Source organism: Caballeronia novacaledonica, from assembly GCF_900258035.1.
In the GTDB taxonomy this organism is placed as follows: Bacteria; Pseudomonadota; Gammaproteobacteria; order Burkholderiales; family Burkholderiaceae; genus Caballeronia; species Caballeronia novacaledonica.
In genome coordinates this window covers 20,004-42,060 of the sequence record NZ_OGTP01000032.1, presented here as the reverse complement: position 1 = coordinate 42,060, position 22,057 = coordinate 20,004, and the positions used below count along the sequence as shown (strand labels likewise).

22 protein-coding genes and 1 tRNA gene are annotated in these 22,057 nt (G+C 62.4%); 15 read left to right on the top strand and 8 right to left on the bottom strand.

Annotated elements, in window-relative coordinates:
• Positions 1-9 precede the first annotated feature (9 nt).
• The gene (locus tag NOV72_RS29065) at positions 10-252 is read right to left on the bottom strand and encodes a hypothetical protein (protein WP_106857979.1); all 243 of its coding nucleotides are present in this window, start codon (positions 250-252) and stop codon (positions 10-12) included.
• Between NOV72_RS29065 and NOV72_RS29060 the strand changes: the two genes are divergently transcribed.
• Positions 251-562 carry a hypothetical protein gene (locus NOV72_RS29060; RefSeq protein ID WP_245933201.1) on the top strand — a complete coding sequence of 104 codons (312 nt, stop codon included), beginning with the start codon at positions 251-253 and terminating at the stop codon, positions 560-562. The two genes, NOV72_RS29065 and NOV72_RS29060, sit on opposite strands and share 2 nt — an antisense overlap.
• A gap of 62 nt (positions 563-624) precedes the next feature.
• Here NOV72_RS29060 and NOV72_RS29055 read toward each other — a convergent pair whose 3' ends face one another.
• Together NOV72_RS29055 and NOV72_RS29050 are read right to left on the bottom strand one after the other, a co-directional pair.
• Complete coding sequence (locus NOV72_RS29055) at positions 625-1,167, bottom strand: DUF2968 domain-containing protein (protein WP_245933200.1); 543 nt, start codon at positions 1,165-1,167, stop codon at positions 625-627.
• A gap of 469 nt (positions 1,168-1,636) precedes the next feature.
• Positions 1,637-2,209 (bottom strand): hypothetical protein, encoded by a 573-nt coding sequence (locus tag NOV72_RS29050; RefSeq protein WP_106857976.1) that lies wholly within the window; start codon positions 2,207-2,209, stop codon positions 1,637-1,639.
• A gap of 239 nt (positions 2,210-2,448) precedes the next feature.
• Here NOV72_RS29050 and NOV72_RS29045 point away from each other — a divergent pair, with 239 nt between their 5' ends.
• From NOV72_RS29045 to NOV72_RS29030, 4 genes are all read left to right on the top strand, one after another.
• Entirely contained in the window at positions 2,449-2,724 is a 276-nt protein-coding gene (locus NOV72_RS29045; RefSeq protein ID WP_106857975.1) for a hypothetical protein, read from the top strand.
• Positions 2,725-2,884: 160 nt separating this feature from the next.
• Positions 2,885-4,291: a glycerophosphodiester phosphodiesterase family protein gene (locus NOV72_RS29040; protein WP_106857974.1), complete on the top strand. Its 1,407-nt coding sequence runs from the start codon at positions 2,885-2,887 to the stop codon at positions 4,289-4,291.
• A gap of 35 nt (positions 4,292-4,326) precedes the next feature.
• Entirely contained in the window at positions 4,327-5,826 is a 1,500-nt protein-coding gene (locus tag NOV72_RS29035) for an esterase-like activity of phytase family protein (protein ID WP_106857973.1), read from the top strand.
• 152 nt (positions 5,827-5,978) lie between these two features.
• On the top strand, positions 5,979-6,494 hold the full coding sequence (locus NOV72_RS29030) for a hypothetical protein (protein WP_106857972.1): 516 nt from the start codon (positions 5,979-5,981) through the stop codon (positions 6,492-6,494).
• 10 nt (positions 6,495-6,504) lie between these two features.
• Here NOV72_RS29030 and NOV72_RS29025 read toward each other — a convergent pair whose 3' ends face one another.
• Positions 6,505-8,091, bottom strand: a complete 1,587-nt coding sequence (locus tag NOV72_RS29025; protein ID WP_106857971.1) for an inorganic phosphate transporter — start codon at positions 8,089-8,091, stop codon at positions 6,505-6,507.
• 428 nt (positions 8,092-8,519) lie between these two features.
• On the opposite strand from NOV72_RS29025, the gene NOV72_RS29020 reads away from it, so the two are divergent.
• From NOV72_RS29020 to NOV72_RS29015, 3 genes are all read left to right on the top strand, one after another.
• Positions 8,520-9,323: a CHAD domain-containing protein gene (locus NOV72_RS29020; RefSeq protein ID WP_106858001.1), complete on the top strand. Its 804-nt coding sequence runs from the start codon at positions 8,520-8,522 to the stop codon at positions 9,321-9,323.
• A gap of 152 nt (positions 9,324-9,475) precedes the next feature.
• A complete protein-coding gene (locus tag NOV72_RS32465; RefSeq protein ID WP_181291183.1) occupies positions 9,476-9,616 on the top strand; it encodes a hypothetical protein in 141 nt (46 codons plus the stop codon).
• A gap of 49 nt (positions 9,617-9,665) precedes the next feature.
• Positions 9,666-10,208 (top strand): hypothetical protein, encoded by a 543-nt coding sequence (locus NOV72_RS29015; RefSeq protein WP_181291182.1) that lies wholly within the window; start codon positions 9,666-9,668, stop codon positions 10,206-10,208.
• Positions 10,209-10,913: 705 nt separating this feature from the next.
• Here NOV72_RS29015 and NOV72_RS29010 read toward each other — a convergent pair.
• The 4 genes from NOV72_RS29010 to acs form a co-directional block, all read right to left on the bottom strand.
• Positions 10,914-11,003, bottom strand: a tRNA-Ser gene (locus NOV72_RS29010).
• A gap of 43 nt (positions 11,004-11,046) precedes the next feature.
• Positions 11,047-13,071 (bottom strand): sodium:solute symporter family protein, encoded by a 2,025-nt coding sequence (locus tag NOV72_RS29005; protein ID WP_106857969.1) that lies wholly within the window; start codon positions 13,069-13,071, stop codon positions 11,047-11,049.
• Entirely contained in the window at positions 13,068-13,394 is a 327-nt protein-coding gene (locus NOV72_RS29000; RefSeq protein WP_106857968.1) for a DUF4212 domain-containing protein, read from the bottom strand. The genes NOV72_RS29005 and NOV72_RS29000 overlap by 4 nt, the downstream gene beginning before the upstream one ends.
• A gap of 78 nt (positions 13,395-13,472) precedes the next feature.
• Positions 13,473-15,455, bottom strand: coding sequence for an acetate--CoA ligase (acs, locus tag NOV72_RS28995; protein ID WP_106857967.1), 1,983 nt, complete (start codon positions 15,453-15,455; stop codon positions 13,473-13,475).
• A 331-nt stretch (positions 15,456-15,786) separates the two neighbouring features.
• On the opposite strand from acs, the gene NOV72_RS28990 reads away from it, so the two are divergent.
• From NOV72_RS28990 to NOV72_RS28960, 7 genes are all read left to right on the top strand, one after another.
• A complete protein-coding gene (locus NOV72_RS28990; RefSeq protein WP_106857966.1) occupies positions 15,787-16,686 on the top strand; it encodes a DMT family transporter in 900 nt (299 codons plus the stop codon).
• A gap of 229 nt (positions 16,687-16,915) precedes the next feature.
• Entirely contained in the window at positions 16,916-17,455 is a 540-nt protein-coding gene (locus NOV72_RS28985; protein WP_216858898.1) for a TIGR00645 family protein, read from the top strand.
• Positions 17,456-17,505: 50 nt separating this feature from the next.
• Positions 17,506-19,029, top strand: a complete 1,524-nt coding sequence (locus tag NOV72_RS28980) for a fumarate hydratase (RefSeq protein WP_106857964.1) — start codon at positions 17,506-17,508, stop codon at positions 19,027-19,029.
• Positions 19,030-19,233: 204 nt separating this feature from the next.
• Positions 19,234-19,710: a bacterioferritin gene (bfr, locus tag NOV72_RS28975; RefSeq protein ID WP_008350427.1), complete on the top strand. Its 477-nt coding sequence runs from the start codon at positions 19,234-19,236 to the stop codon at positions 19,708-19,710.
• A 4-nt stretch (positions 19,711-19,714) separates the two neighbouring features.
• Complete coding sequence (murI, locus tag NOV72_RS28970; RefSeq protein WP_106857963.1) at positions 19,715-20,596, top strand: glutamate racemase; 882 nt, start codon at positions 19,715-19,717, stop codon at positions 20,594-20,596.
• 175 nt (positions 20,597-20,771) lie between these two features.
• Positions 20,772-21,008: a (2Fe-2S)-binding protein gene (locus tag NOV72_RS28965; protein WP_106857962.1), complete on the top strand. Its 237-nt coding sequence runs from the start codon at positions 20,772-20,774 to the stop codon at positions 21,006-21,008.
• 303 nt (positions 21,009-21,311) lie between these two features.
• Positions 21,312-22,043 (top strand): energy transducer TonB, encoded by a 732-nt coding sequence (locus NOV72_RS28960; protein ID WP_106857961.1) that lies wholly within the window; start codon positions 21,312-21,314, stop codon positions 22,041-22,043.
• Positions 22,044-22,057: the final 14 nt, after the last annotated feature.

Genomic DNA, 22,057 nt, shown 5'->3' with positions numbered 1-22,057 from the left:
TGCGCGCGGTCAGTCGCGCCGACGCTCTCCGACTTGGATGTCGGTGTTTTCGGTCTCGCCCATCAGCGCTTGCAGGACGTCGCCTGCGAAGTCCTCGATGGCGAAGTGCCATTCGAGCGAGCCGACCGGGAAGTCGTTGGGACTGCTCTTGCCCTGCGCACGTCGGATCGCACCCACGGACAGGCTCAGCGCGCGTGCGTGCTGAAAGTGCGGGTCGTCCGAGTCGAGGAACGGGAATTGATCTTTGTTCATGACACCCTTAACGGTCCCGGCCGACAAAACTTTAGGCCAGCTTCGACAACGCAATCGTTTGCGTGAGATCGAGCTTGAAGACGCCATGCAAACCTATCGAAATCTCGCCGGCAATTCGGGTGTCGAAGCATTCGACATCCTGCCCAACGGCATCAAGGTGCGCTTCGTCAGCGGCGGGACATACTTGTATGACTATCGCGTGCCCGGTCGCACGCGCGTCGAGGAAATGAAGCAACTCGCCCGCGCCGGACGCGGGCTCAGCACATACATTGCGAAGTTCGGTGCGGAGTATGCCGAAAGATTCGACTAGCTGCCCGAACGGGCGATTCTACGCGAGATCGGAAAGTTTTCTTCCGACAAATGCGATGAATCTTATCGCAACGACGGCAAATGCGGCACGCTCTCGTTCACAGTCGTATCGAGCTGATGAGCCTGACGGCGCAGCTTGTTCAATTGCGCCTGCGCAGCGACGCGCCGCCCTTCCAGTTGCGCCAGCGTCTTGCGGACTTCCTGCTGCTTCAGCGCAACTTCCTGGTCGTGCTCGCTGCCTCGATTCAGATCGACACGCACGCGCTCGATCTGTGCCTCCGATTCCGCGATGAGACGCGAGAACTGCTCGTTCTGCGCTTCGAGATGCGCGCGCCGCATTTCGGCTTCGGCGAAACGCATCGCTTGCTCGATGAAATGCCGGAACGCGGGTTCGGCTGCGTCGATGTCGCCGGCCTTGAGCACGCGCCACACGTCACCTTCGTGATACAGCACGGCGTAATAGGTCAGATCGCGCGGATAAAACAGCAAACTGGCTGAATAACCGAAGCTCTCGAATTCACGAAACGTCGAAAGCGAGCCTTGCTGCACGAGCCATTCGATTTCCGCGATTTGGGCGGCCTGCAACTGCCTGGTTGATGACTGCACCGGAACCCCCGCCGGCCGCAACGGCGTTACCCGTGTGGGAGACGGCGCTGCGGGGAGTTTTTCGTCCTTGGGATCATCATCCGCATCGATCTCGTGCGTCGGGAAACGATCCGGACTGTGCATCTTTTGGCGCACGAGAAACGACGGCGCATTGTCGAGCACGCTCCCTCTTCTGCTCAGCAGACTTTTCACGATAGCTCCCTGGCGGATTCTCTTTCAGCACCAGCCGTTACGCAGTCACGTTAGCGGAAAACGGGACCGCAACATACGTTATTCGAATTTCCTGAATGCAGCGCCCGATTATTCTGCATGACGAACGACATCGATTGGCTTCACTTAATTAAGCTTTCGAATTAAGTATAGGTCAGACATTCGACGTTTCAAACGAAACGAGAAATACACTGAAACGGCATGCGAATTTCACGGCAAATAAAGCACGAGTAATGACGCGATGAAATACCGGCGAACATCACGAGTGCCGATAAATAGCTTGCGTGCCGCTCATTCTCATTTTCGCGATCTGGGCGGAGCGCGCTTTCGACATCAGCGCAACCATGCGCATGAGCCGGATGCCCTGTATGCCGCATGCGATTCCCGGCGTAGCGGCGACGCGCGATTCGAGCATGTGCATCACGCCGTACAGATTGGCGATCGGCACAGGAATGCTGGCCCTGATCGTGGCCGTCGGGGGCGTTTGCACGGGAATACGCGGCACATCTGCTTCTTGCCGATGCTCCGCGAAGAAGTCGGAGAGAATCGCAGGCACCCTGACTTGCTGCTTGCCTTCGTCGCGATCCAGGAAAAATTTGTGAATCGATTCGAGATGCTGAACCGGCGCCTGCTCGACGCGCCGTGCAATCGCCGCACAGCGCTGCAGCTTCCAGTTCTCGCGCTGGCTGGCCAGCGCGATCATATCTGCGATATGCGTGCGCAATTCCTTTTCCCGGCGTGCAATCAGCGCACGCAACATGTGCGCTTCTTCGCCCGACTGTTCAAGCAGGCGGTCGTGCCATTCCAATAAATCGTTAAGTGAGATCGACATGAAAATACTCCGTGGCGTTCAGCCCTTGAGTCGAGTTCTGTTGGTTCGTGATTGTTTGGATCGCGAATTGCAATAGACTCGCGCCCCGGATCGCCTATCAAATATCCTATCCTTTTATCGACGATTTATCGCCGTTTCAGACATAAATAAGGACAATCCTAAGTCGTGTTCAATGCGGCACGTTCGATGCTGACAAGCCTGTAAGCGGCGCACCTGGCGCCGGTTTCAAGGAGACAGACATGAGAACCCCGATCCTGATTGCTGGAACGCTCCTCGCGCTCGCCAGCACGGCCGCACTTTCGCAGGAAATGTCCCGCGAACAGTTGATGCAGCGCCAGCAGCAAATGCAGCCCGGCAAGAACGAAACGATGCCCGCTCCCCGCACCGGCGACGCGTCCCAAGGAGGCGTGCAGTCCGGCTCGTCCGGCAGCGGCACGCTCATGGAGCAACGCGAACAAGGCATGTCGCCGAATCAGGCGAAAGGTTCTCAATCGACCGGAACGATGAAGCAATAATTTGTCGCACGATTCGCTTGCGGCGCCGGCCACGTGCCGGCGTTTTTTTCGCGGCATTTCAATCGTTCTGACAATTAAAGGGTCGCTTCCTTAGTCATACAAACGTCACCCGCCACTCGTAATAATGCGCGGGGACAATTCGAAGCGAACAGGAAGCGAAATGAAGCTTGCACGAACGCATCGTAGGCACTCCATCGCGGCGCGCGCCGCGCTCGCTTTCTCATTCGTACTCGCGGCCTGTCACGGCGACGGCGACGGCGCCTCGACTCCCCCGCCGGCCGCCACGACACCGACCGCGTTCTCCACGCTCGACGGCCAGATGCCGCTCGTCATCGGTCATCGCGGATTGCCGGGACTGCGGCCCGAAGAAACGCAGCCGTCCTACGAACTCGCCGCCGACAGCGGCGCCGACGCGCTCGAAGAAGACCTGCATCTGTCGAAGGATTGCGTGCTCGTCGCGCGGCACAATCCGTGGCTTTCCGATAACACCAACGTCGCCGATGTGGCGAAGACCAACCCGGCGGTGGCCGCAAGAAAGCGCACCGTGCCCGGCGTGCTCGTCAACGTGAAATGGCAGACCACGCCGGACACCGGACCGTCCCAGTACCTCACGGACCTAACCAACCCGGCCGATCCGAAGTCGGTGCTGAAATCGCTGATCGTCGATGGCGAGGATCACACGGGCGACTGGTCGATCACGGACTTCACCGCCGCCGAACTCGGCACGCTTCTCGGCGGCACGACCTACGACGCCGCCAACGAGCGCCCGACCGAGTTCAACGGCAAGTCTCCGATCCTCACGTTCCAGCAGATCATCGATATCGCGAAGGCGAAGAGCGCGTCGACCGGGCGCGCGATCTCCGTGTATCCGGAGACGAAAAATCCGACCTGGAACAACGCGCAGGCGATTGCGAATGGCTGCGGCGCGGCGGGCAGTCGTCCGCTGGAGGACGCGCTCATCAAGATCCTGAACGACAACGGTCTCAACACCCGCAGCGCGCCGGTGTTCGTGCAGAGCTTCGAGCCGGGCAGTCTCCAGTACATGCGCGCGCACGGGCTGAACACGAAGGTCGTGCAGCTCATCGACGGCTACGACGTCGATTTGCGCTCGGGCGCCGTGATCTACAACGAAATCACCGACAGCCGGCCGTTCGACTGGACCGTCGCCGGCGACCCGCGCTGGTTCGACGCGATGCTCACGCCTTCGGGACTCGCGCAGATCAAGACCTACGCCGATGGCATCGGTCCGTGGAAACCGCAGATCGTGCCGCTCAAGATCACGCCTTTCCCCGCGACCAATCCGGACGGCACGCCGTTCACCGGCTCGACTTCGCAGGCGGCGACGCAAGCCCCGACGAGCGTCGTCGGCGATGCGCACAAGGCCGGGCTCTTCGTGCACGTCTTCACGTTCCGCAACGAGAAGAAGTATCTGGCGGCCAGCTACAACGGCGACCCGACCGGCGAATATCTGCTGTTCTTCCGGCTCGGCGTCGATGGCGTGTTCACCGATTTCGCCAACACCGGCTTCGCGTCCCGAACGGCTTATCTGCACGAACTCGGCCGCTAGACTTGCTTCGCTACATTCATCGAAAGGAGACGTTCATGGATCGCGTTCGTGCATGTGCCTTGTCGTTTGCGTTGTCCGCGTTGACCGCCGCATGTTCGTCCGCGTGGGCGAGCGTCGATCTCATCGCGATCGGCCAGTTGAGCGGCAACGCCGCCGATCGCTCGAAGGCGACGGCCGCGCCGCTCGAAAACGGCGCGGCCGGCAATCTGCTCGGCGGGCTCGGCTCGGGCCTCGCGTACGCCGGCTGCGACACGTTTCTGGCCGTGCCCGACCGCGGCCCCAACGCGATCTCGTACAACAAGGATATCGACGACACCGCGTCGTACATCAACCGCTTTCAAACGCTGATCCTGCGCCTCGAAGCCGGCACGCAGGGCAACGGGCTGCCTTACGCGCTCAATCCGAAGCTCGTCGATACGACGCTGCTCCACGCGCGCGAGCCGCTCGTTTATGGCGACGGCGCCGCGGCGAACGTCGGCAACGGCGCGCCGGCGCTGAACGAATCGAACCACACGCACTACTTCACGGGCCGCTCGGACAACTTCACGCCGACGCAGCCCTCCACCTTTCCGCGCGATGCGCGCTTCGACCCGGAGAGCATCCGCGTGTCGCGTGACGGCGCGAGCGTCTTCATCTCCGACGAGTACGGTCCGTACGTCTATCGATTCGACCGGCGCACGGGCGAGCGCATCGCGGCTTATCGCGTGCCGGCGTCGTTCGCGGTGACGAAGCTTTCGCCGGTCGGCAACGACGAGATCAGCGAAAACGCCTCGGGCCGCGTCGCGAACAAGGGCATGGAAGGCCTCGCGATCTCGCCCGACGGCGACGCGCTCTTCGGCGTGATGCAGAGCCCGCTCCTGCAGGACGGCGGCACCAACGGCGCGTACACGCGCATCCTGCGCATCGATTTGCGCACGGGCAAGACGACGCAGTCCGCGTATCCGCTCACCAACATGGGCACGGCCGACGCGCCCAACTATCCGACCATCAGCGACATCGTCGCGGTGAACGATCACGAACTCCTGCTCGACGAACGCGACGGCAAGGGACTCGGCGACAACTCGACGGCGAAAATCAAGCGTGTGTATCGCGTCGATATCTCAAACGCGCAGGACGTGAGCCAGACGAGCGGCGAGAGCGGCCTCGCGCCCTATGCGCTCGCGAAAACGCTCTTCCTCGACGTCGTGCAGGTGCTGAACGCGCACAAGATCGCATCGACGGACATTCCCGCGAAGCTCGAAAGCCTCGCGTTCGGGCCGGACGTGCGAATCGGCGGCGTGCTCAAGCACACGCTTTTCATCGCAAACGACAACGACTTCGTCGGCACGGTGACGGACACGAATCACCCGGGCGGCATCGACAATCCGAATCAGTTCTTCGTCTTCGCCGTCGATACGGCCGACCTGCCGGACTATGTCGCGCAACGTCTGCCCGGCGCGCACGGCCGCGATGACAAGGCTTGCCGGTTCGACCGGAATGACCACGATCATGACCACGACGACCACGACGATCACGAGCATGGTCACGGCAAGTAACGCGTCGGATCGCGGGCTTGTCCACGGTTCCGGTGGACAAGCCGTCGCTGTGCGCCTATCGCGTTGATTGGCGAGCGTTTTCCAGACACGTTCGGGAAACGCGCGCCAATAAACCGTATATACTGTTTTCTCCACAGACGAGGAGAAAACAAATGAACACACCGCAAGTCAAGGCGCCGACCAAGAAGGCGTTCCATTTCCCGAAGGGCGCCGCCGACACGGCCGAAGCGCCCGCGAAGGCCGACGAGAAAGCAGGCAAGAAGACCCAGGCGAAAACGGCCGCTGCGCCGAAGGCCAAGACGAAGGCCGCAGCGCCGGCCGCGACGAAGAAGACCGCGAAGAAGCCGGCCAAGGCGCCTGCCGCGAAGACGCCTCCGGTCGAAGCCGCCGCCGCGAAGAAAGCAGCCGACAGCCAGCCCAAGACCGACGCGAAAACCCGACGCGTGAAGAAGGAAAAAGTCGTGCGCGACAGCTTCACGATGCCCAAGACGGACTACGCGAAGTTCGCCTCGCTCAAGGAGAAGTGCCAGAAGAACGGCGTGCGCGTGAAGAAGAGCGAACTGCTGCGCGCCGCGCTCGCGATGCTCGACGCCGCGCCCGAAAAGCGCCTCGTCGAAGCGATCAAGGCGCTCGAAACGGTCAAGACCGGCCGTCCTGCGAACGCCTGAACGCCGAACCTCAGAAGAGGTGCCGGAAGACCCAGTACAAACCGGCCGCCAGCGCGATCGAGGCAGGCAGCGTCAACACCCACGCGAGCACGAGGCTGCGCACGGTGTTCCACTGCAACCCCGATCCGTTGGCCGCCATCGTCCCTGCGACGCCCGAAGACAGCACGTGCGTCGTCGAGACCGGCAGGCCGTAGGCATCCGCCGCGCCGATGGTCAACATCGCGACCAGTTCGGCCGACGCGCCCTGCCCGTACGTCAGATGCTGCTTGCCGATCTTCTCGCCGACGGTGACGACAATGCGTTTCCAGCCGACCATCGTGCCGAGCCCGAGCGCGATCGCCACCGCGACCTTCACCCACGTCGGGATGAACTTCGTCGCGTGATCGAGCTCCCTCTTGTAGTTGTCGATCACGGTGCGGTCACCGGGCGCGAACGCGGGCGTATTCGCCTTCTCCATCAGGCGGATCGCCTCGGAAACCAGATACATGTCGTTGCGCACGTTATCGACCATGTCTTTCGGCACCGCGGCGAGCGATCCCGATTCGCCGACCTGGTTCGCGATGGTGTCGGTCAGTTGCTTGACCGCGGGCAACGTCGCGGGTGAAAGCTGGCGCGTGCGCACGTAGGCTTGCGTGTCCTCGCGCGCATTGGTGGAAGGCGGCGCGTTGTTCAGATACTTCGTGAAGGTCGCGGAGGCCTCGTGCGCCACGGCGATGAAGGTCTGCGTGTCGGCGGGACTCACCGCCTTGTTGAGCGCGTAAGCCGTGGGCACCGTGCCGATCAGAATCAGCATGATGAGACCCATGCCCTTTTGCCCGTCGTTCGAGCCGTGCGCGAAGGACACGCCCGTGCAGGTCAGAATCAGCAGCGCGCGAATCCAGAACGGAGGCGGATGATTTTTCTTCGGCTCCTTGTAGAGCGCCGGCACGCGCACGAGCGCCTTCAGCAGCAGAAGCAGCAGCGCCGCGCAGACAAAACCGACGATCGGAGAGAGCAGCAGCGACTTGCCGACTCCGGCGGCCTGCGACCAGTCGACGCCGCTCGTGCCGTTCGGCCCGCGTATCAACTGATTCATCAGTCCCACGCCGATGATCGAGCCGATCAGCGTATGCGAACTCGACGACGGCAAGCCGAAGTACCACGTTGCGAGATTCCAGATGATCGCGGCGATGAGCAGTGCGAAGACCATCGCGAAACCCGCGCTGCTGCCGACCTGCAAAATCAATTCGACGGGCAGCAGTTGCAGGATGCCGAATGCGACCGCGCCGCTCGAAATCAGCACGCCGATGAAATTCCACATTCCGGACCAGACCACCGCGATATTCGGCGTCAGCGAGTTCGTATAGATGACGGTCGCGACGGCATTGGCGGTGTCGTGAAAACCGTTGACGAACTCGAATCCGAGCGCGATCAAAAGGGCGACGCCGAGCAGAAAGTAAGGGAGTGCCGAACTCAGCCGGACGGACTCCAGATCGGATGCCAGATGCAATCCGACATAACCGAGGCCGCCGATAAGTATGAGGATGAAAACGAGGAGACTGGTGCGGCGCGCGCGATTGCTCGCGCCGGCTTGCTGAGGAAATGCGACATCCGGCATGATTGCCTCGCGCGATTACCGTGGCGGTGCAAAGCATACGTTCTGCTGACTTCTCTCGCTGTGAATATTTTGTGTCAATAGTTCACGTTTAACTTTCGCCTTTTGCATCGAAGAGCCATGGCGTGGACGCGAGAACGATTTCATCGGGAATCGCCCACGCTGTCATACGGCTGACATTCCGGATCACTATGTTTCCGCCAGCACGCGCGCGGGATCGCCGGCGAGAATCATCGGCGCGAAAACGAAAATGCAATAAAGAGAAGCGTCGTGCGAGCTAAGTGCACACCGAGACGATGACACTGAATTTCGACCCAGCGCTTGTCCGCAAGAGTCTGAGCAGTTCGCTCGGCCCTCATTCCGCCCCGGCGCGCATGCGCGTTTCCGATCCCTTCTCTCTTCGCGATCAGCCCGTCGCCGATGCTTTCGTCATGCTGACCGCCCCGCTCGCCAGCGAAGCATTTCAGCAGACGGAACTGATGGCCGAGCGCACCGACATCGAATTGCTGGAACGGCTGCGTTCGGCGCTGAAGCGATTGCGCGCGATCTGGTGGGCGTTCGAACCGCTGCTCGACGAGAAGGAAGCGCGCGTGGTGCGCAAGCGCTTCAAGCGTCTCGCGGACATCGCGGGCGAGCCGCATGAACTCGATGCCGCGTGCGATCTGCTCTCGCATGCCACCGAGGATTGCGCGCGCCTCGGGCCGGTCGTGCGCACGCTGCGACTGGAGCGGCGTGACGCATCGGCGACGAGTTGCGTGACGCTGCGCAAGGCCCATGTCGATGTGTTGCTGCGCCGCGCGCTCGCGGATGCGCGGCGGCGTCTCGAAGCGCGCGACGACGATCGCACGCTGGAAGAGTTCGCGCGTCAACGCGTCTCGCTCGCCGACGACATGCTCAGCAAGCGGGAACATCGGGCGTCGAAGATGAAGCGTGTCGATGCGAAGGCATTGCGCAGCATCGAAGAAGCCGCGACGAAACTGCAGTGCCTGCTCGAGATGTTCGCGCCGGTGCTCGAGCGCGGCCATCGGCATACGATGACGCATCTGCTCGCGGCGCAGGCGGCGTTCGTGCGACTCCACGACGTGCTCGCGAGCGAGGCGGTTCTGCGTCGTGTCGCGCCGGCGCTGAGTGACAAGGACGCCGTCGACGAAGCCGTGCGCTGGCTCGACAAGACAGCGCGCGACGAATCGCGCGCGGCGCTCAAGCGCCTGCGCGCGCTGCCGCATCCCGCCTGACGCGCTCCCCCTCCTTTCGTCCATCTCCGTGCGGCGGCTCCGCTCCCTTCCTCGGGCGGGTTTTGCCGCCGGCGAAGCATTGGCATCCTGAACGCATGGCTGTCGCTCGTATCGACGGCTTCCGTCATCGATATCCGCAAAGGAGCTTCGCCATGTACTTCGGGACACTCGTCACTCAGCCGCGCAACGATCAGGAAAACGCGACCTGGCAACGCGACATGGATGCCTCGCGCGTCGTTGCGCCGGGCCGCTGGAACGCCTTCTGGCGTGCGTTCGTGCGACTCTTCGCATGAGCGATCGTTTACAAAGGTAAAGGATCGTCGCGTGTCGAGGTAATCGGATTTGTCCGAGCGTTTTTTACTGCCTGAGCCGCTTAAATGCAGACCTTTGGTTTTTGAACTGCAGATGTCGGTGGTAAATATCATGCAGCGCGACATCCTGAATCTGATGCGCGCGGCTGCAGAAGGGAAACTGCCGCTCATCGCCGTTCTCGAGGGACGCGCGATGAAATCGGCCTTGCACTACGACGTCGAAAATCAAACCGCACAGATGGTCCGCCCGTCGTACTCCCGTGCCTTGCGCGGGGCTTTTCATTCGCGGCGGGCCAGACCGCTTCGCGATGCCTTATCGTTCCAGAACTACATCAAAACCATGCGAACACGCAGCCTCATCCTGATTCCGGCCGCGGTCGCGCTCTTTTCGAGCGCCGGACCCGCCAGCGCCAGATACACCGAGCAGTGGATCTCGAACGCCGCAGTCACGCACACCGGGCAGAGGTCTGTTGCATTGCAGAAAAGCAAAACGGCAACGCACAGGCCGGCCGTTCAAACCGCGGTCGACGATGATCCCATCGCGGCATTTGCCCGGAAACCGGTGCGTCGTTGAACCGAAGGTTGACTGCCGTACAACGCGATTATTCCGATTCCTTTCTTTCACGCATCGACTATCCTTCTGAATGTCGTAAGAGATGGGTCGCATGGGCCGCTGCACCCTGCCATGTGCGAGAGTTCATCGAGCATTATTAGAGGCGCAGTCATACCGGCGCCCATTACTCTTACGACATTCATTCCCGCCCGTTCTCCTCCTCATCCCGATCCTCTCGAATGCGCTTGCTCGCTTCGGTGCTGAATGTGTGCGTCGGAATTTATTTAGATAGCCGTATTTTGGGGTAGCGGGATCAGTCGGCCGTGAGTCGGATTCGCGACTACGCTTCAGGCTTAAGTCTCAAACTTGACACCCGTCGAGTAAATGTCGTCTTTCAAGGCATGTCCAGATTGGGCGTCGATAACGGAGGCACCGTTAATATCGTACTCTCGATGGAGCGAGCCCATCCAAATACCCAAATTGAGGCTTCATCCGACAGCCGGATTTGCCATCGCAGTTGAGTTCGATTCGCTCTCGGTTCAGACAATCGAATAACGGAAGCAGCGCCCGTGAGTATAAAAGCGTTTGAGTTCGCAGCGTTGAATTTGACGCCATCGTCAAATGGTCTTGCATAACGCTTGGTCCTCTTAGGACCAAGCGTTATGCAAGACCAAAAAATCAAAAGCCCCTTAATTCATTGAATTAAGGGGCTTCATCGCATTCTACTGGCGGAGAGAGGGGGATTCGAACCCCCGATAGGTTTTACCCTATACACGCTTTCCAGGCGTGCGACTTAAACCGCTCATCCATCTCTCCGGAAGACCGCGATTATACCAACTTCCCGCGCGCGCGCCAGCCCCTACGGATGACGGATGTAATCGACGAGCGCGCGCGTATACGCATCCGGTTTGCGATCGAAAAGGCTCGTCACGATCGCCACCGCGAACCCCGCCGGCACGCCGAACACGCCCGAGCTGATCGGCTCGATGCCGAACCAGCGCGGCCCCGCGAAGCCCGTCAGCTGCACGAAGAACGGATACGTCGACACGATGTAGTACACGCACACGACGAGCCCCGCGATCATCCCCGCGACGACGCCGCGCTGCGTCGTCCGCTTCCAGAACACGCCGAGCACGAGCGCCGGAAAAAGACTCGACGCCGCCAGCGAAAACGCCGCCCCGACGAGAAACAGAATATTGCCCGCATTCAGCGACGCCACATACGACGCGAGCAAGGCCACGCCGAGCAGCAGGATCTTGGAGATGGTCACGCGCCGCTGGCTGGTCGCGCGGCGATCGACCATGCAGTAATAAACGTCGTGCGACAGCGCATTGGCGATCGTGAGCAGCAGGCCGTCGGCCGTCGAGAGCGCAGCCGCCAGCGCGCCCGCCGCGATCAATCCGGAGATCACGTACGGCAACCCCGCAATCTCGGGCGCCGCGAGCACCACCATGTCCGGCTGCATCTGGATTCCGGCCCAGCGCACGATGCCGTCGCCGTTCACATCGCTGATGCGGATCAGATACGGCTCCACGCGCCGCCACTGCGTCACCCACTGCGGCAGATCCGCAAAGCGATGACCGACGATGCCCGTCAATATCTCGTGCTTGATGAGCACCGCGAGCACCGGCACCGTCAAATAGAAGAGCGCGACGAAGAACAGCGTCCAGCCGACCGAACGCCGTGCGGAAGATACCGACGTCGTCGTGTTGTAGCGCGTGAGGATGTGCGGCAGGCTCGCCGTGCCGATCGACAGGCACAAGAGCAGCGACAGAAAGTTCACCTGATGCACGCGCGGACTCTCGTCGCCGGACGAGCCGGGCGCGAACGCCTCGGTCATCGGCACGGGCGCGGCGACGCGCTCGCTCAGCGCGTCGCGTTCGCGCGTCCATTTGACTTGCGCATCGGCGGGATCGCGCGGAAAGGCCGCGAGCTCGCGCTCACGTTCGTTGATCTCGCGCAGCGGACCGTTGTGCCGCCGCAAGTCGGCGATCTCGGCGACGAGACGCGCATGCTCGCCGTGGAACGAACGCGGCAACGCGTCGATACGCTGCTGCATCTGCGCGGCCTGCCGCTCGAAATCGGCGCGCACGAGGGCTTCATCGGGCGAAACGGCGACCGCGCGTTCGAGCGCCTCGACGCGCTCCATCACGCGGCCATAGTTGAATTGCGGAAACCAGCCGAGCCCTTCGCGATGCGCGATCATCGAGACGGGAATCAGCATCGCGCTGATGAGGATGATGTATTGCGCGACCTGCGTCCACGTCACCGCGCGCATGCCGCCGAGAAACGAGCACACGAGAATGCCCGCGAGCCCGCAGAAGATGCCGATCGAAAACTCGATGCCGATGAAGCGCGACGCGATCAATCCGATGCCTTGAATCTGCGCGACCAGGTACACGAACGAACAGAGAATCGCCGCGACGGCCGCGAGCGCGCGCACCAGATTGCTCGAAAAGCGCGTGCCGAGAAAGTCGGGAATGGTGTAGCGCGCGAGCTTGCGCACGTAGGGCGCGAGCAGGAACGCGACGAGGCAGTAGCCGCCCGTCCAGCCCATCACGTACGCGAGGCCATCGTAGCCGCTCGCGTAGATCGAACCGGCGAGACCGATGAACGACGCAGCCGAAAGCCAGTCGGCGGCAGTCGCCATGCCATTGAACGCCGACGGCACGCGCCGCCCCGCCACGTAGTATTCGACGAGATCGGATGTGCGCGACAAAAGCCCGATCACCGCATAAACCGCGATCGGCACGAACAGGAACACATAGCCGATCCACATGCCCGGCCCCGTCGTGCGCTCGATGCGTTCCATCAAGAAGATGAAAAGCAGAAAGCCGAGCGTATAGAGCGCGTAGGAAAGGATCAGCCGGTTCGTGAGCTTCATGCCACGCCGCCTTGTTCCGACCGGGCGGCACGCAGAAGACGCGCATCGGCGATCTGCATCAGCACGATATAGACGAAGATCAGCGCGAGATAGACGAGAATCGCGCCCTGCGCGCCGAAGTAGAAGGGCAGCGGAAAGCCCGCGACGCGCGCATGCTGGAAACGCTGCGCGAAAAGCGGCAGGCCGAACGAGACGACGAAGCCCGTCGTCATCAGCACGGCGATCAGCGCGACATTGAAACGCCAGTAGCGCCGATGCGCGCGCGCCATCGCCGCCGATACGGGCGGTGGCGAGGCGGGCGTCGGGCTGGAAAAATCGGACATGCGGTCTTTTAACAAAACCGCATGGCGTCGGCAATCAGGAAAGACCGCCGCTCGCTGCGGGCGGCGGTCTCGAGGGGCTTAGCGCGCTTCGCCGAGCTGATCGAGGATGGCGGGATTTTCGAGTGTCGACACGTCCTGCGTGATCTCCTCGCCCTTCGCAAGCGAGCGCAACAGACGCCGCATGATCTTGCCCGAGCGCGTCTTCGGCAGGTTTTCGCCGAAGCGGATGTCCTTCGGCTTCGCGATCGGCCCGATTTCCTTGCCGACCCAGTTGCGCAGCTCGGTTGCGATCTGCTTCGCTTCGTCGCCTTCCGGACGCGTGCGCTTCAGCACGACGAACGCGACCACGGCTTCGCCCGTCGTGTCGTCCGGCCGGCCGACGACCGCCGCTTCCGCGACCATCGGATTCGCGACGAGCGCCGACTCGATCTCCATCGTGCCGAGACGGTGACCCGAGACGTTCAGGACGTCGTCGATACGGCCCATGATCGTGAAGTAGCCGGTTTCCTTGTCGCGCACCGCGCCGTCGCCGGCGAGATACAGCCTGCCGCCGAGTTCCTCGGGGAAGTAGCTCGTCTGATAACGCTTCGGATCGCCCCAGACGGTGCGCAGCATCGACGGCCACGGACGCTTCACGACGAGAATGCCGCCCTGCCCGTTCGGCACGTCCTGACCGGTTTCATCGACGATCGCGGCCATGATGCCCGGCAGCGGCAGCGTGCACGAACCCGGCACGAGCGGCGTCGCGCCCGGCAGCGGCGTGATCATGTGGCCGCCGGTTTCGGTCTGCCACCATGTATCGACGATCGGGCATCGGCCTCGGCCGACGTTCTCGTGATACCACATCCACGCTTCCGGATTGATCGGCTCGCCGACCGTGCCGAGAATGCGCAGCGTCGACAGATCGAAGCTCTTCGGATGCACCTTCTCGTCCGCCTCCGATGCCTTGATGAGCGAGCGGATGGCCGTGGGCGCCGTGTAGAAGATCGTGACCTTGTGGCGCGCGATCATCTCCCAGAAGCGGCCCGCGTGCGGATACGTGGGCACGCCTTCGAACATCACCTGCGTCGCGCCGATCGCGAGCGGCCCGTACGCGATATAGCTATGCCCCGTGATCCAGCCGATGTCCGCCGTGCACCAGAAGACATCGCCGGGCTTCATGTCGAAGGTCCACTTCATCGTTTGCGCGGACCACAGCAGCACGCCCGCCGTGCTGTGCTGCACGCCCTTGGGCTTGCCCGTCGAACCGGACGTATAGAGGATGAAAAGCGGATGCTCCGCGCTCACCCACTCCGGCTCGCACTGCGCCGATTCGTTCTCGACGATCTCGTGCAGCCACACGTCGCGGCCTTCGGTCCACGCGACCTTGCCGCCCGTGCGCCGATACACGATGACGTCCTTCACTTTCTCGCAGCCGCCGGCGGCGAGGGCTTCATCGGCGATGCTCTTCAACGGCAGCGCCTTGCCGCCGCGCATCTGCTCGTCGGCGGTGATGAGCGCGACCGCGCCGACATCGACGAGACGTTCATTGAGCGACTTCGACGAGAAGCCGCCGAACACCACCGAATGCGTAGCTCCAATGCGCACGCACGCCTGCATCGCGACGACGCCTTCCACCGACATCGGCAGATAGATCACGACGCGGTCGCCCTTCTTCACGCCGCGCTTCCTGAGCGCATTCGCGAGACGGCTGACGCGCTCGAGCAGGTCCTGATAGGTGACGTTGGTGACGGCGCCGTCGTCGGCTTCGAAGATGATCGCGTTCTCGTTGCCGCGTCCCGCTTCGACGTGACGGTCCAGGCAGTTGTACGACGCGTTGAGCTCGCCGTCCTCGAACCACGAGTAGAACGGCGCTTTCGATTCATCCAGCACTTTCGTGAACGGCTTGTGCCAGGCGAGCGTCTCGCGCGCGATGCGCGCCCAGAAGCCTTCGTAATCGCGCTCCGCTTCCGCTACGAGCGCCTTGTAGGCGTCCATGCCCGAGATTGCCGCACCCGCAGTCGCCTTGGCTGACGGCGGGAACACACGTTTTTCATGAAGAACCGACTCGATCGCAGACATCGACAACCTCTCCTGATGGTGTTTCCGAAATCCGGCGGCGCGCGCATCGCTGAATGGGTTGCGTGCGCCGCATGCTTTTAAGGTTCGAACCGGGATGCGCGCGGCGTTCCCGTGTCCAACCTTGTCTCCCTTGAAGCGCGCCGGGCGGCGCGGTGGCCAGTCAGGGCGCATTCGTTTGCCCGCGACAGCCTGCATTGAATTCAAGATAAGCCGTTGAACTTACCCGCTTCTTACGTGACCGGCCCAATGGGCACGGGGTATACACGGAGTCCGCGCGGCTTCTACAATGCGTCCCCACAATCGTAACTGAACTACCCGCGCGGTATCCAGCTTGAATCGCTACGCCCTATTCCTCATCGGCGCCATGTTGCTCGTCGGAAGCAATGTCGGCATCGGCAAATCGATCGTCGCTTCCGTGCCCGTCCCGCTCTTCGCCCTGCTGCGCTTCGTGATCGCGCTCGCGGTGCTCTGGCCGCTCTTGCGCTGGTCGAAGATGAAGCGCGTCGCGCGTGGCGAGTGGATCAATCTCTTCTTGCAGGCGTTGTTCGGCACATTCGGTTTCACCTTGCTGATGCTCAATGGCGTCGCGCGCACGAGCGCCGTCGCGGCGGGCGTCATCACGAGCACGATTCCGGCCGTGGTCGCGCTCTTCGCGTGGATCCTCCTGAGCGAGAAACCGGCCGGCCGCGCGTTCGCGTCCATCGGACTGGCGATCGCGGGCGTGCTCGTCATCAACGTCGCGCAGGCCGGCGATACGGGCGCGAGTTCGTTGCCCGGCAATCTGATGGTGCTCGGCGCCGTGTGCTGCGAATCGCTCTATGTGATCCTGTCGCGCCGTCTGACGCAGACGCTGCCCGCCATCGACATCTGCGCGTACACGCACGCCATCGGTCTCCTGCTGATGCTGCCGCTCGGCGCGACCTCGCTCGCGCGCTTCGACTGGAGCAGCGTCGGCGGGCAAACGTGGGCGCTCGTCTTATGGTATGGACTCTCCGCCAGCATCTTCTCGTTCTGGCTGTGGATGAAAGGCATTCGCCACGTCGACGGCAGTCTCGCCGGCGTGTTCTGCGCGGTCCTGCCGATCGCGGCGGCGCTCTATGGCATCGTTTTCCTCGGCGAGCGGCCGACGCTCGCGCATGGCGTCGCGCTCGCGTGCGTCGTGACGGGCATCGCGCTCGCGAGCCTCAAGTCGCGCGCCGCGGGCTCCGTGCCGCGGGAAACGGGCGTCTAGTAACGCTTCGGCGCATTCTGAAAGCTTTCGGCAGGCCCGCGCGGCGACGCGCTACAATAGCGGGCTTCCTGACACCGCGAATGCGCTCCCGCGCGCGTTTGCCGGCGCATCGTACGTTTTTGTTCGTCATATTCGCCCGTCATCATTTCCGGTCCGACCCGCCCCGACTGAAAAGCCGCCCATGTCCGCTCCCAAGCATTCTTCCGCCTCGCCCTCTCAGCCCGGCTCGATGAAAGTGCTGCCGAAAGTCATCTTCATGAGCCGCTGGCTCCAGGTTCCGCTCTATCTGGGCCTGATCGTCGCGCAAGCCGTGTATGTCGTGCTGTTCCTGAAGGAAGTGTGGCACCTCGTCACCCACGCGCTGACGCTCGATGAAACCAACATCATGCTCGTCGTGCTGGGCCTGATCGACGTGGTCATGATCTCGAATCTGCTCATCATGGTGATCGTCGGCGGGTATGAAACCTTCGTGTCGCGGCTCGGCGTGGAAGGTCATCCCGACGAACCCGAATGGCTCGATCACGTCAACGCGGGCGTGCTGAAGGTGAAGCTGTCGATGGCGCTCATCAGCATCTCGTCGATCCACCTGTTGAAAACCTTCATCAGCCCCGACCAGCAGACATTCCACACGGTGCTGTGGCAGGTGATCATCCACGTCGCCTTCCTCGTGTCCGCGCTCATCATGGCGTACGTCGACCGGCTGACCACGCATACGCATCCGCAACACTTTCACAGCGAACCCATCGCGCCCCGAAGCGCGCTCGACTGAAGCGTCCCTCAGAACGCACACAAAAAATTTCGTCCCCCAGAGCCCAAGCCATGACAGTCATCAAGCAGGAAGACCTGATTCAGAGCATCGCCGATTCGCTGCAGTACATCAGCTACTACCATCCGCTCGACTATATTCAGGCGCTCGGCCGGGCCTACGAGCTGGAAGAGAGCCCCGCCGCGAAAGACGCGATCGCGCAGATCCTCACCAACAGCCGCATGTGCGCCGAAGGCAAGCGCCCGATCTGCCAGGACACCGGTATCGTCACGGTGTTCGTGAAAGTCGGCATGGATGTGCGTTGGGACGGCGCGACGATGTCCGTCACCGACATGATCAACGAAGGCGTGCGCCGCGGTTATCTGAACCCGGACAACGTGCTGCGCGCGTCGATCGTGAGTCCGCCCGAAGGCGGCCGCAAGAACACGAAGGACAACACGCCGGCCGTGATCCACTACGAGATCGTGCCGGGCGACAAGGTCGATGTTCAGGTCGCGGCCAAGGGCGGCGGCTCGGAGAACAAGTCGAAGTTCGCGATGCTCAATCCGTCGGATTCGATCGTCGACTGGATCCTGAAGACGGTGCCGACGATGGGCGCCGGCTGGTGCCCGCCGGGAATGCTCGGCATCGGCATCGGCGGCACGGCTGAAAAGGCGATGGTCATGGCGAAGGAATCGCTGATGGACCCGATCGACATTCAGGACGTCATCGCGCGCGGCCCGCAAGACTGGATCGAAGAGCTGCGCGTGGAACTGCACGAGAAAGTGAACGCGCTCGGCATCGGCGCGCAAGGTCTCGGCGGCCTCGCGACCGTGCTCGACGTGAAGATCATGGCGGCGCCGACGCACGCGGCGAGCAAGCCGGTCGCGATCATCCCGAACTGCGCGGCCACGCGCCACGCGCACTTCACGCTCGACGGCTCGGGCGCCGCGAAGCTCGAAGCGCCGCCGCTCGACGCATGGCCGAAAGTGCAGTGGGAACCGGATACTGAAAAGAGCCAGCGCATCGACCTGAACACGCTGACGCCGGAACAAGTCGCATCGTGGAAGCCGGGCCAGACGCTGCTCTTGTCGGGCAAGATGCTGACGGGCCGCGACGCCGCGCACAAGCGCATCGCCGACATGCTCGCCAAGGGCGAAAAGCTGCCGGTGGACTTTACGAATCGCGTGATTTATTACGTCGGCCCGGTCGATCCGGTGCGCGACGAAGCCGTCGGTCCGGCGGGCCCGACCACGGCCACGCGCATGGACAAGTTCACCGAAATGATGCTCGCGCAAACCGGGCTGATCTCGATGATCGGCAAGGCCGAGCGCGGCCCGGTCGCGATCGAGGCGATCAAAAATCACAAGGCCGCGTATCTGATGGCGGTCGGCGGCGCGGCGTATCTCGTGTCGAAGGCGATCCGCGAAGCGAAGGTGCTCGCGTTCGAAGACCTCGGCATGGAAGCGATCTACGAATTCGACGTGCAGGACATGCCGGTGACGGTTGCTGTCGATTCGAGCGGCACGTCGGTCCACAAGACCGGTCCGGCGGAATGGCAGGCGAAGATCGGCAAGATTCCGGTCGCGACGGCTTGATCGCAGCTTATTGGCGGCTTATTACCGCTGGAGATTGACGGGAGCCGGGCAATCCGCCCGGCTCTTTTCTTTGCAACGCCGCGAGTCGAGAAAGGTTTTCATTCTCAGTTTCGTCTGAAACAAAAAATATCTACTCAACCTTGGCATTGCCACACTGAAGGTTTATCTTTTCAGAAGCCCCACGTTAAGAACAGGAACAAAATCATGCAAGGCGACGCGAAAGTCATCGAATATCTGAACGCGCAGTTGAAGAACGAACTGACCGCGATCAATCAATACTTCCTGCACGCCCGGATGTATCAGCATTGGGGCCTCGAGAAGCTCAACAAGCACGAATACGACGAATCGATCGGCGAGATGAAGCACGCCGACTGGCTGATCCAGCGCGTGTTCATGCTCGACGGTCTGCCGAATCTGCAGGACCTGCACAAGCTGCTGATCGGTGAAGAGACCAAGGAAATCCTCGAATGCGATCTGAAACTCGAGCAGATTTCCCAGTCGACCTGCAAGGAAGCCATCGCTTATTGCGAGTCGGTGCGTGACTTCGTCTCGCGCGAAATCTTCGAAAAGATCCTGCACGACACCGAAGAACACATCGACTGGCTGGAAACGCAACTGGATCTGATCGACAAGGTCGGCATCCAGAACTACCAGCAGACCATGATGGGCGATCACGAGTAATCGTATGCCCGGCGCAGCATCTTCCCTGAAGCCGAACGAGCGTGCCGCGCCGGACGCGAGCGCGCCGGTCGGCATTTTCGATTCCGGTCTCGGCGGGCTGTCGGTGCTGCGCGCCGTGCGCGCGACTTTGCCGCACGAACGTCTGATCTACGTCGCCGATTCGCGTTACGCGCCCTACGGCGAGCGCGACGACGACTTCATCGTCGACCGCGCGATGGCGATCGGCGAATGGCTCGTCGGGCAAGGCGCGAAGGCGCTCGTCGTCGCGTGCAACACGGCCACGGCGCAGTCCATCGCGCTCGTGCGCGAACGCCTGACGATTCCGCTCGTCGGCGTCGAGCCGGGCGTGAAGCCCGCCGCCACGGTGTCGAAATCGCGCGTGGTCGGCGTGCTCGCCACGGCCGTCACATTGCGCTCGGCGCGCTTTCAGTCGCTGCTCGATCGTTATGCGGGCGATTGCCGCTTCATCTGTCAGGCGGGACACGGGCTGGTTCAGGCGGTCGAGCGTTGCGACACGTCGTCGCCGGCGCTGATGGCGCTGCTCGAAAGCTATCTCGCGCCCATGCTCGACGCCGGCGCGGACACCCTCGTGCTCGGCTGCACGCACTACCCTTTTCTCGATCGCGCGATTCGCGACATCGCCGGGGAGCGGCTGCAGATCGTCGATACGAGCGTCGCCATTGCGCGGCAGCTCGATCGTCTGCTGGACGCGCACGCGCTGAAAAACCTCGTCACGCCGCCGGACACCCTGCCGCGCTTCCACTCCACGGCCGACGGCGAATCGCAGCGCCAGCTCGCCGCCGCCCTGCTTCGGCTCGACGCGAAAGTCGAGCACGTCGATATCCCTTCGCGCCGCACGCGCCTCGCTGAACCCGACATCGTCTGAGGGTTTCTCTCCCGTCCCGTCCGGTACATCGGGCGCTTTGCCCCGCCCGGCAGGGCGCCTAGCAATAAACCCGCTAACTCACGCGCTCTGTTACAAAAAACACCGAGCCCCGCTTGCAAAGCTGCCCATACTGAATGATAATAATTCGCATTAACGCAAGCTATCGCGAACGATCATGATTGTCTGTGTCTGCAAATCAGTGTCCGACCGCAAGATCCGAGCCGCCATCGCCGAGGGAATGGACTCTTTCGACGAACTGCAATTCGAGCTCGGCGTCGCGCTGTGTTGCGGCAAGTGCGAAGCGAGCGTTCGCGATGTCATGGCGGAAAGCGGTGTCTGCGCGTCGCGCTGCGGTATCGAGCAGCGCGAGCACGTTGCGCCGCTCATGTTCTACGAGCGCCAGGCCGCCTGAAGCGCGCCGCGCTCAAACCGACGACGCCCGTTTATCCCGACGCGTCGTCAGGTCGTTTTCTCGACTCCAGCAAGCCAGGTTACCTTCGAACTTCCGGTCACTTTCAGCCAGCCGCGCAACCCTTACCCATGGAGGGAAAGATGGAACTGCTGATCGGCTTCGTGGCCACCCTGTTTATCTCCCTGCTTATTTTCCGAAAATGACGTCGTCTGGTATCTTCCGCACCGTGCCTGTGCAGTCGTTGGACCTTGAGCTGGAAGGCATCGGCAAGCACTCACGCAGTATCGCAAGCAGCCAATAACAATGCAGTCCCCGACCACTACTCCCGCCGCTTTTCAGACGGCGCCAGCGACGAACGCCAATCCGCGCGTCATCGCGGCGTGCGCCGCTGTCGTCGTCATTCACGCCGCGCTTCTGGGCGTCGCGCTGACGATGCGTCACGAGCCGCTGCCGAAACCGGTCGAAGCCAAATCGATCACCGCGCAACTGATCAGCGAAACGCCGCAGCCCGCGCCGCAGCCGGTCGCGATCGAAACGCCGCCGCCGCCCAAGCCGGTTCCGCAGCCCGTTCCGAAGCCCCAGCCCAAGCCGAAGGTCAAACCGAAAATCGAGCCGAAGCCCACGCCGATGCCGGTGACCGAGGCGCCGTCGCAGATCGCGGCGCCCGCGCCCGAACCCACGCCGCCTGCTCCGCCTCAACCCGCGCCGCCGCCTGTCGCGCCGGCCATCGGCAAGCCGAACATGGAACTGGCCGCACCGAAGAACGTCGCGCACCTCGGTTGTAACATCGCGCAGCCAGACTATCCGGCGATGGCCAAGCGCCGCGGCGAAACCGGCACGACCGTCGTCCGTCTGACGGTGGGCCTGTCGGGAAAGATCGAAAACGTGACCCTGCAAAAGAGCAGCGGTTCGTCTCGGCTCGATGACGCGGCGCTCGAGGCCGTACGCGGCAGCGCGTGCAGCCCGTACAAGGAAAATGGCGAAGCGATTCGCGCGACCGCCACGGTGCCATTCGTTTTCAGTCTGAACGACTGATCGATTTTTTTAGA

Bases quoted from the DNA above. Each gene is read 5' to 3' on its own strand.
- NOV72_RS29060 (WP_245933201.1), top strand. From the start codon at position 251: ATGACACCCTTAACGGTCCCGGCCGACAAAACTTTAGGCCAGCTTCGA.
- NOV72_RS29065 (WP_106857979.1), bottom strand. From the start codon at position 252: ATGAACAAAGATCAATTCCCGTTCCTCGACTCGGACGACCCGCACTTT.
- NOV72_RS29050 (WP_106857976.1), bottom strand. From the start codon at position 2,209: ATGTCGATCTCACTTAACGATTTATTGGAATGGCACGACCGCCTGCTT.
- NOV72_RS29045 (WP_106857975.1), top strand. From the start codon at position 2,449: ATGAGAACCCCGATCCTGATTGCTGGAACGCTCCTCGCGCTCGCCAGC.
- NOV72_RS29040 (WP_106857974.1), top strand. From the start codon at position 2,885: ATGAAGCTTGCACGAACGCATCGTAGGCACTCCATCGCGGCGCGCGCC.
- NOV72_RS29035 (WP_106857973.1), top strand. From the start codon at position 4,327: ATGGATCGCGTTCGTGCATGTGCCTTGTCGTTTGCGTTGTCCGCGTTG.
- NOV72_RS29030 (WP_106857972.1), top strand. From the start codon at position 5,979: ATGAACACACCGCAAGTCAAGGCGCCGACCAAGAAGGCGTTCCATTTC.
- NOV72_RS29025 (WP_106857971.1), bottom strand. From the start codon at position 8,091: ATGCCGGATGTCGCATTTCCTCAGCAAGCCGGCGCGAGCAATCGCGCG.
- NOV72_RS29020 (WP_106858001.1), top strand. From the start codon at position 8,520: ATGCTGACCGCCCCGCTCGCCAGCGAAGCATTTCAGCAGACGGAACTG.
- NOV72_RS32465 (WP_181291183.1), top strand. From the start codon at position 9,476: ATGTACTTCGGGACACTCGTCACTCAGCCGCGCAACGATCAGGAAAAC.
- NOV72_RS29005 (WP_106857969.1), bottom strand. From the start codon at position 13,071: ATGAAGCTCACGAACCGGCTGATCCTTTCCTACGCGCTCTATACGCTC.
- NOV72_RS29000 (WP_106857968.1), bottom strand. From the start codon at position 13,394: ATGTCCGATTTTTCCAGCCCGACGCCCGCCTCGCCACCGCCCGTATCG.
- acs (WP_106857967.1), bottom strand. From the start codon at position 15,455: ATGTCTGCGATCGAGTCGGTTCTTCATGAAAAACGTGTGTTCCCGCCG.
- NOV72_RS28985 (WP_216858898.1), top strand. From the start codon at position 16,916: ATGAAAGTGCTGCCGAAAGTCATCTTCATGAGCCGCTGGCTCCAGGTT.
- NOV72_RS28980 (WP_106857964.1), top strand. From the start codon at position 17,506: ATGACAGTCATCAAGCAGGAAGACCTGATTCAGAGCATCGCCGATTCG.
- bfr (WP_008350427.1), top strand. From the start codon at position 19,234: ATGCAAGGCGACGCGAAAGTCATCGAATATCTGAACGCGCAGTTGAAG.
- murI (WP_106857963.1), top strand. From the start codon at position 19,715: ATGCCCGGCGCAGCATCTTCCCTGAAGCCGAACGAGCGTGCCGCGCCG.
- NOV72_RS28965 (WP_106857962.1), top strand. From the start codon at position 20,772: ATGATTGTCTGTGTCTGCAAATCAGTGTCCGACCGCAAGATCCGAGCC.
- NOV72_RS28960 (WP_106857961.1), top strand. From the start codon at position 21,312: ATGCAGTCCCCGACCACTACTCCCGCCGCTTTTCAGACGGCGCCAGCG.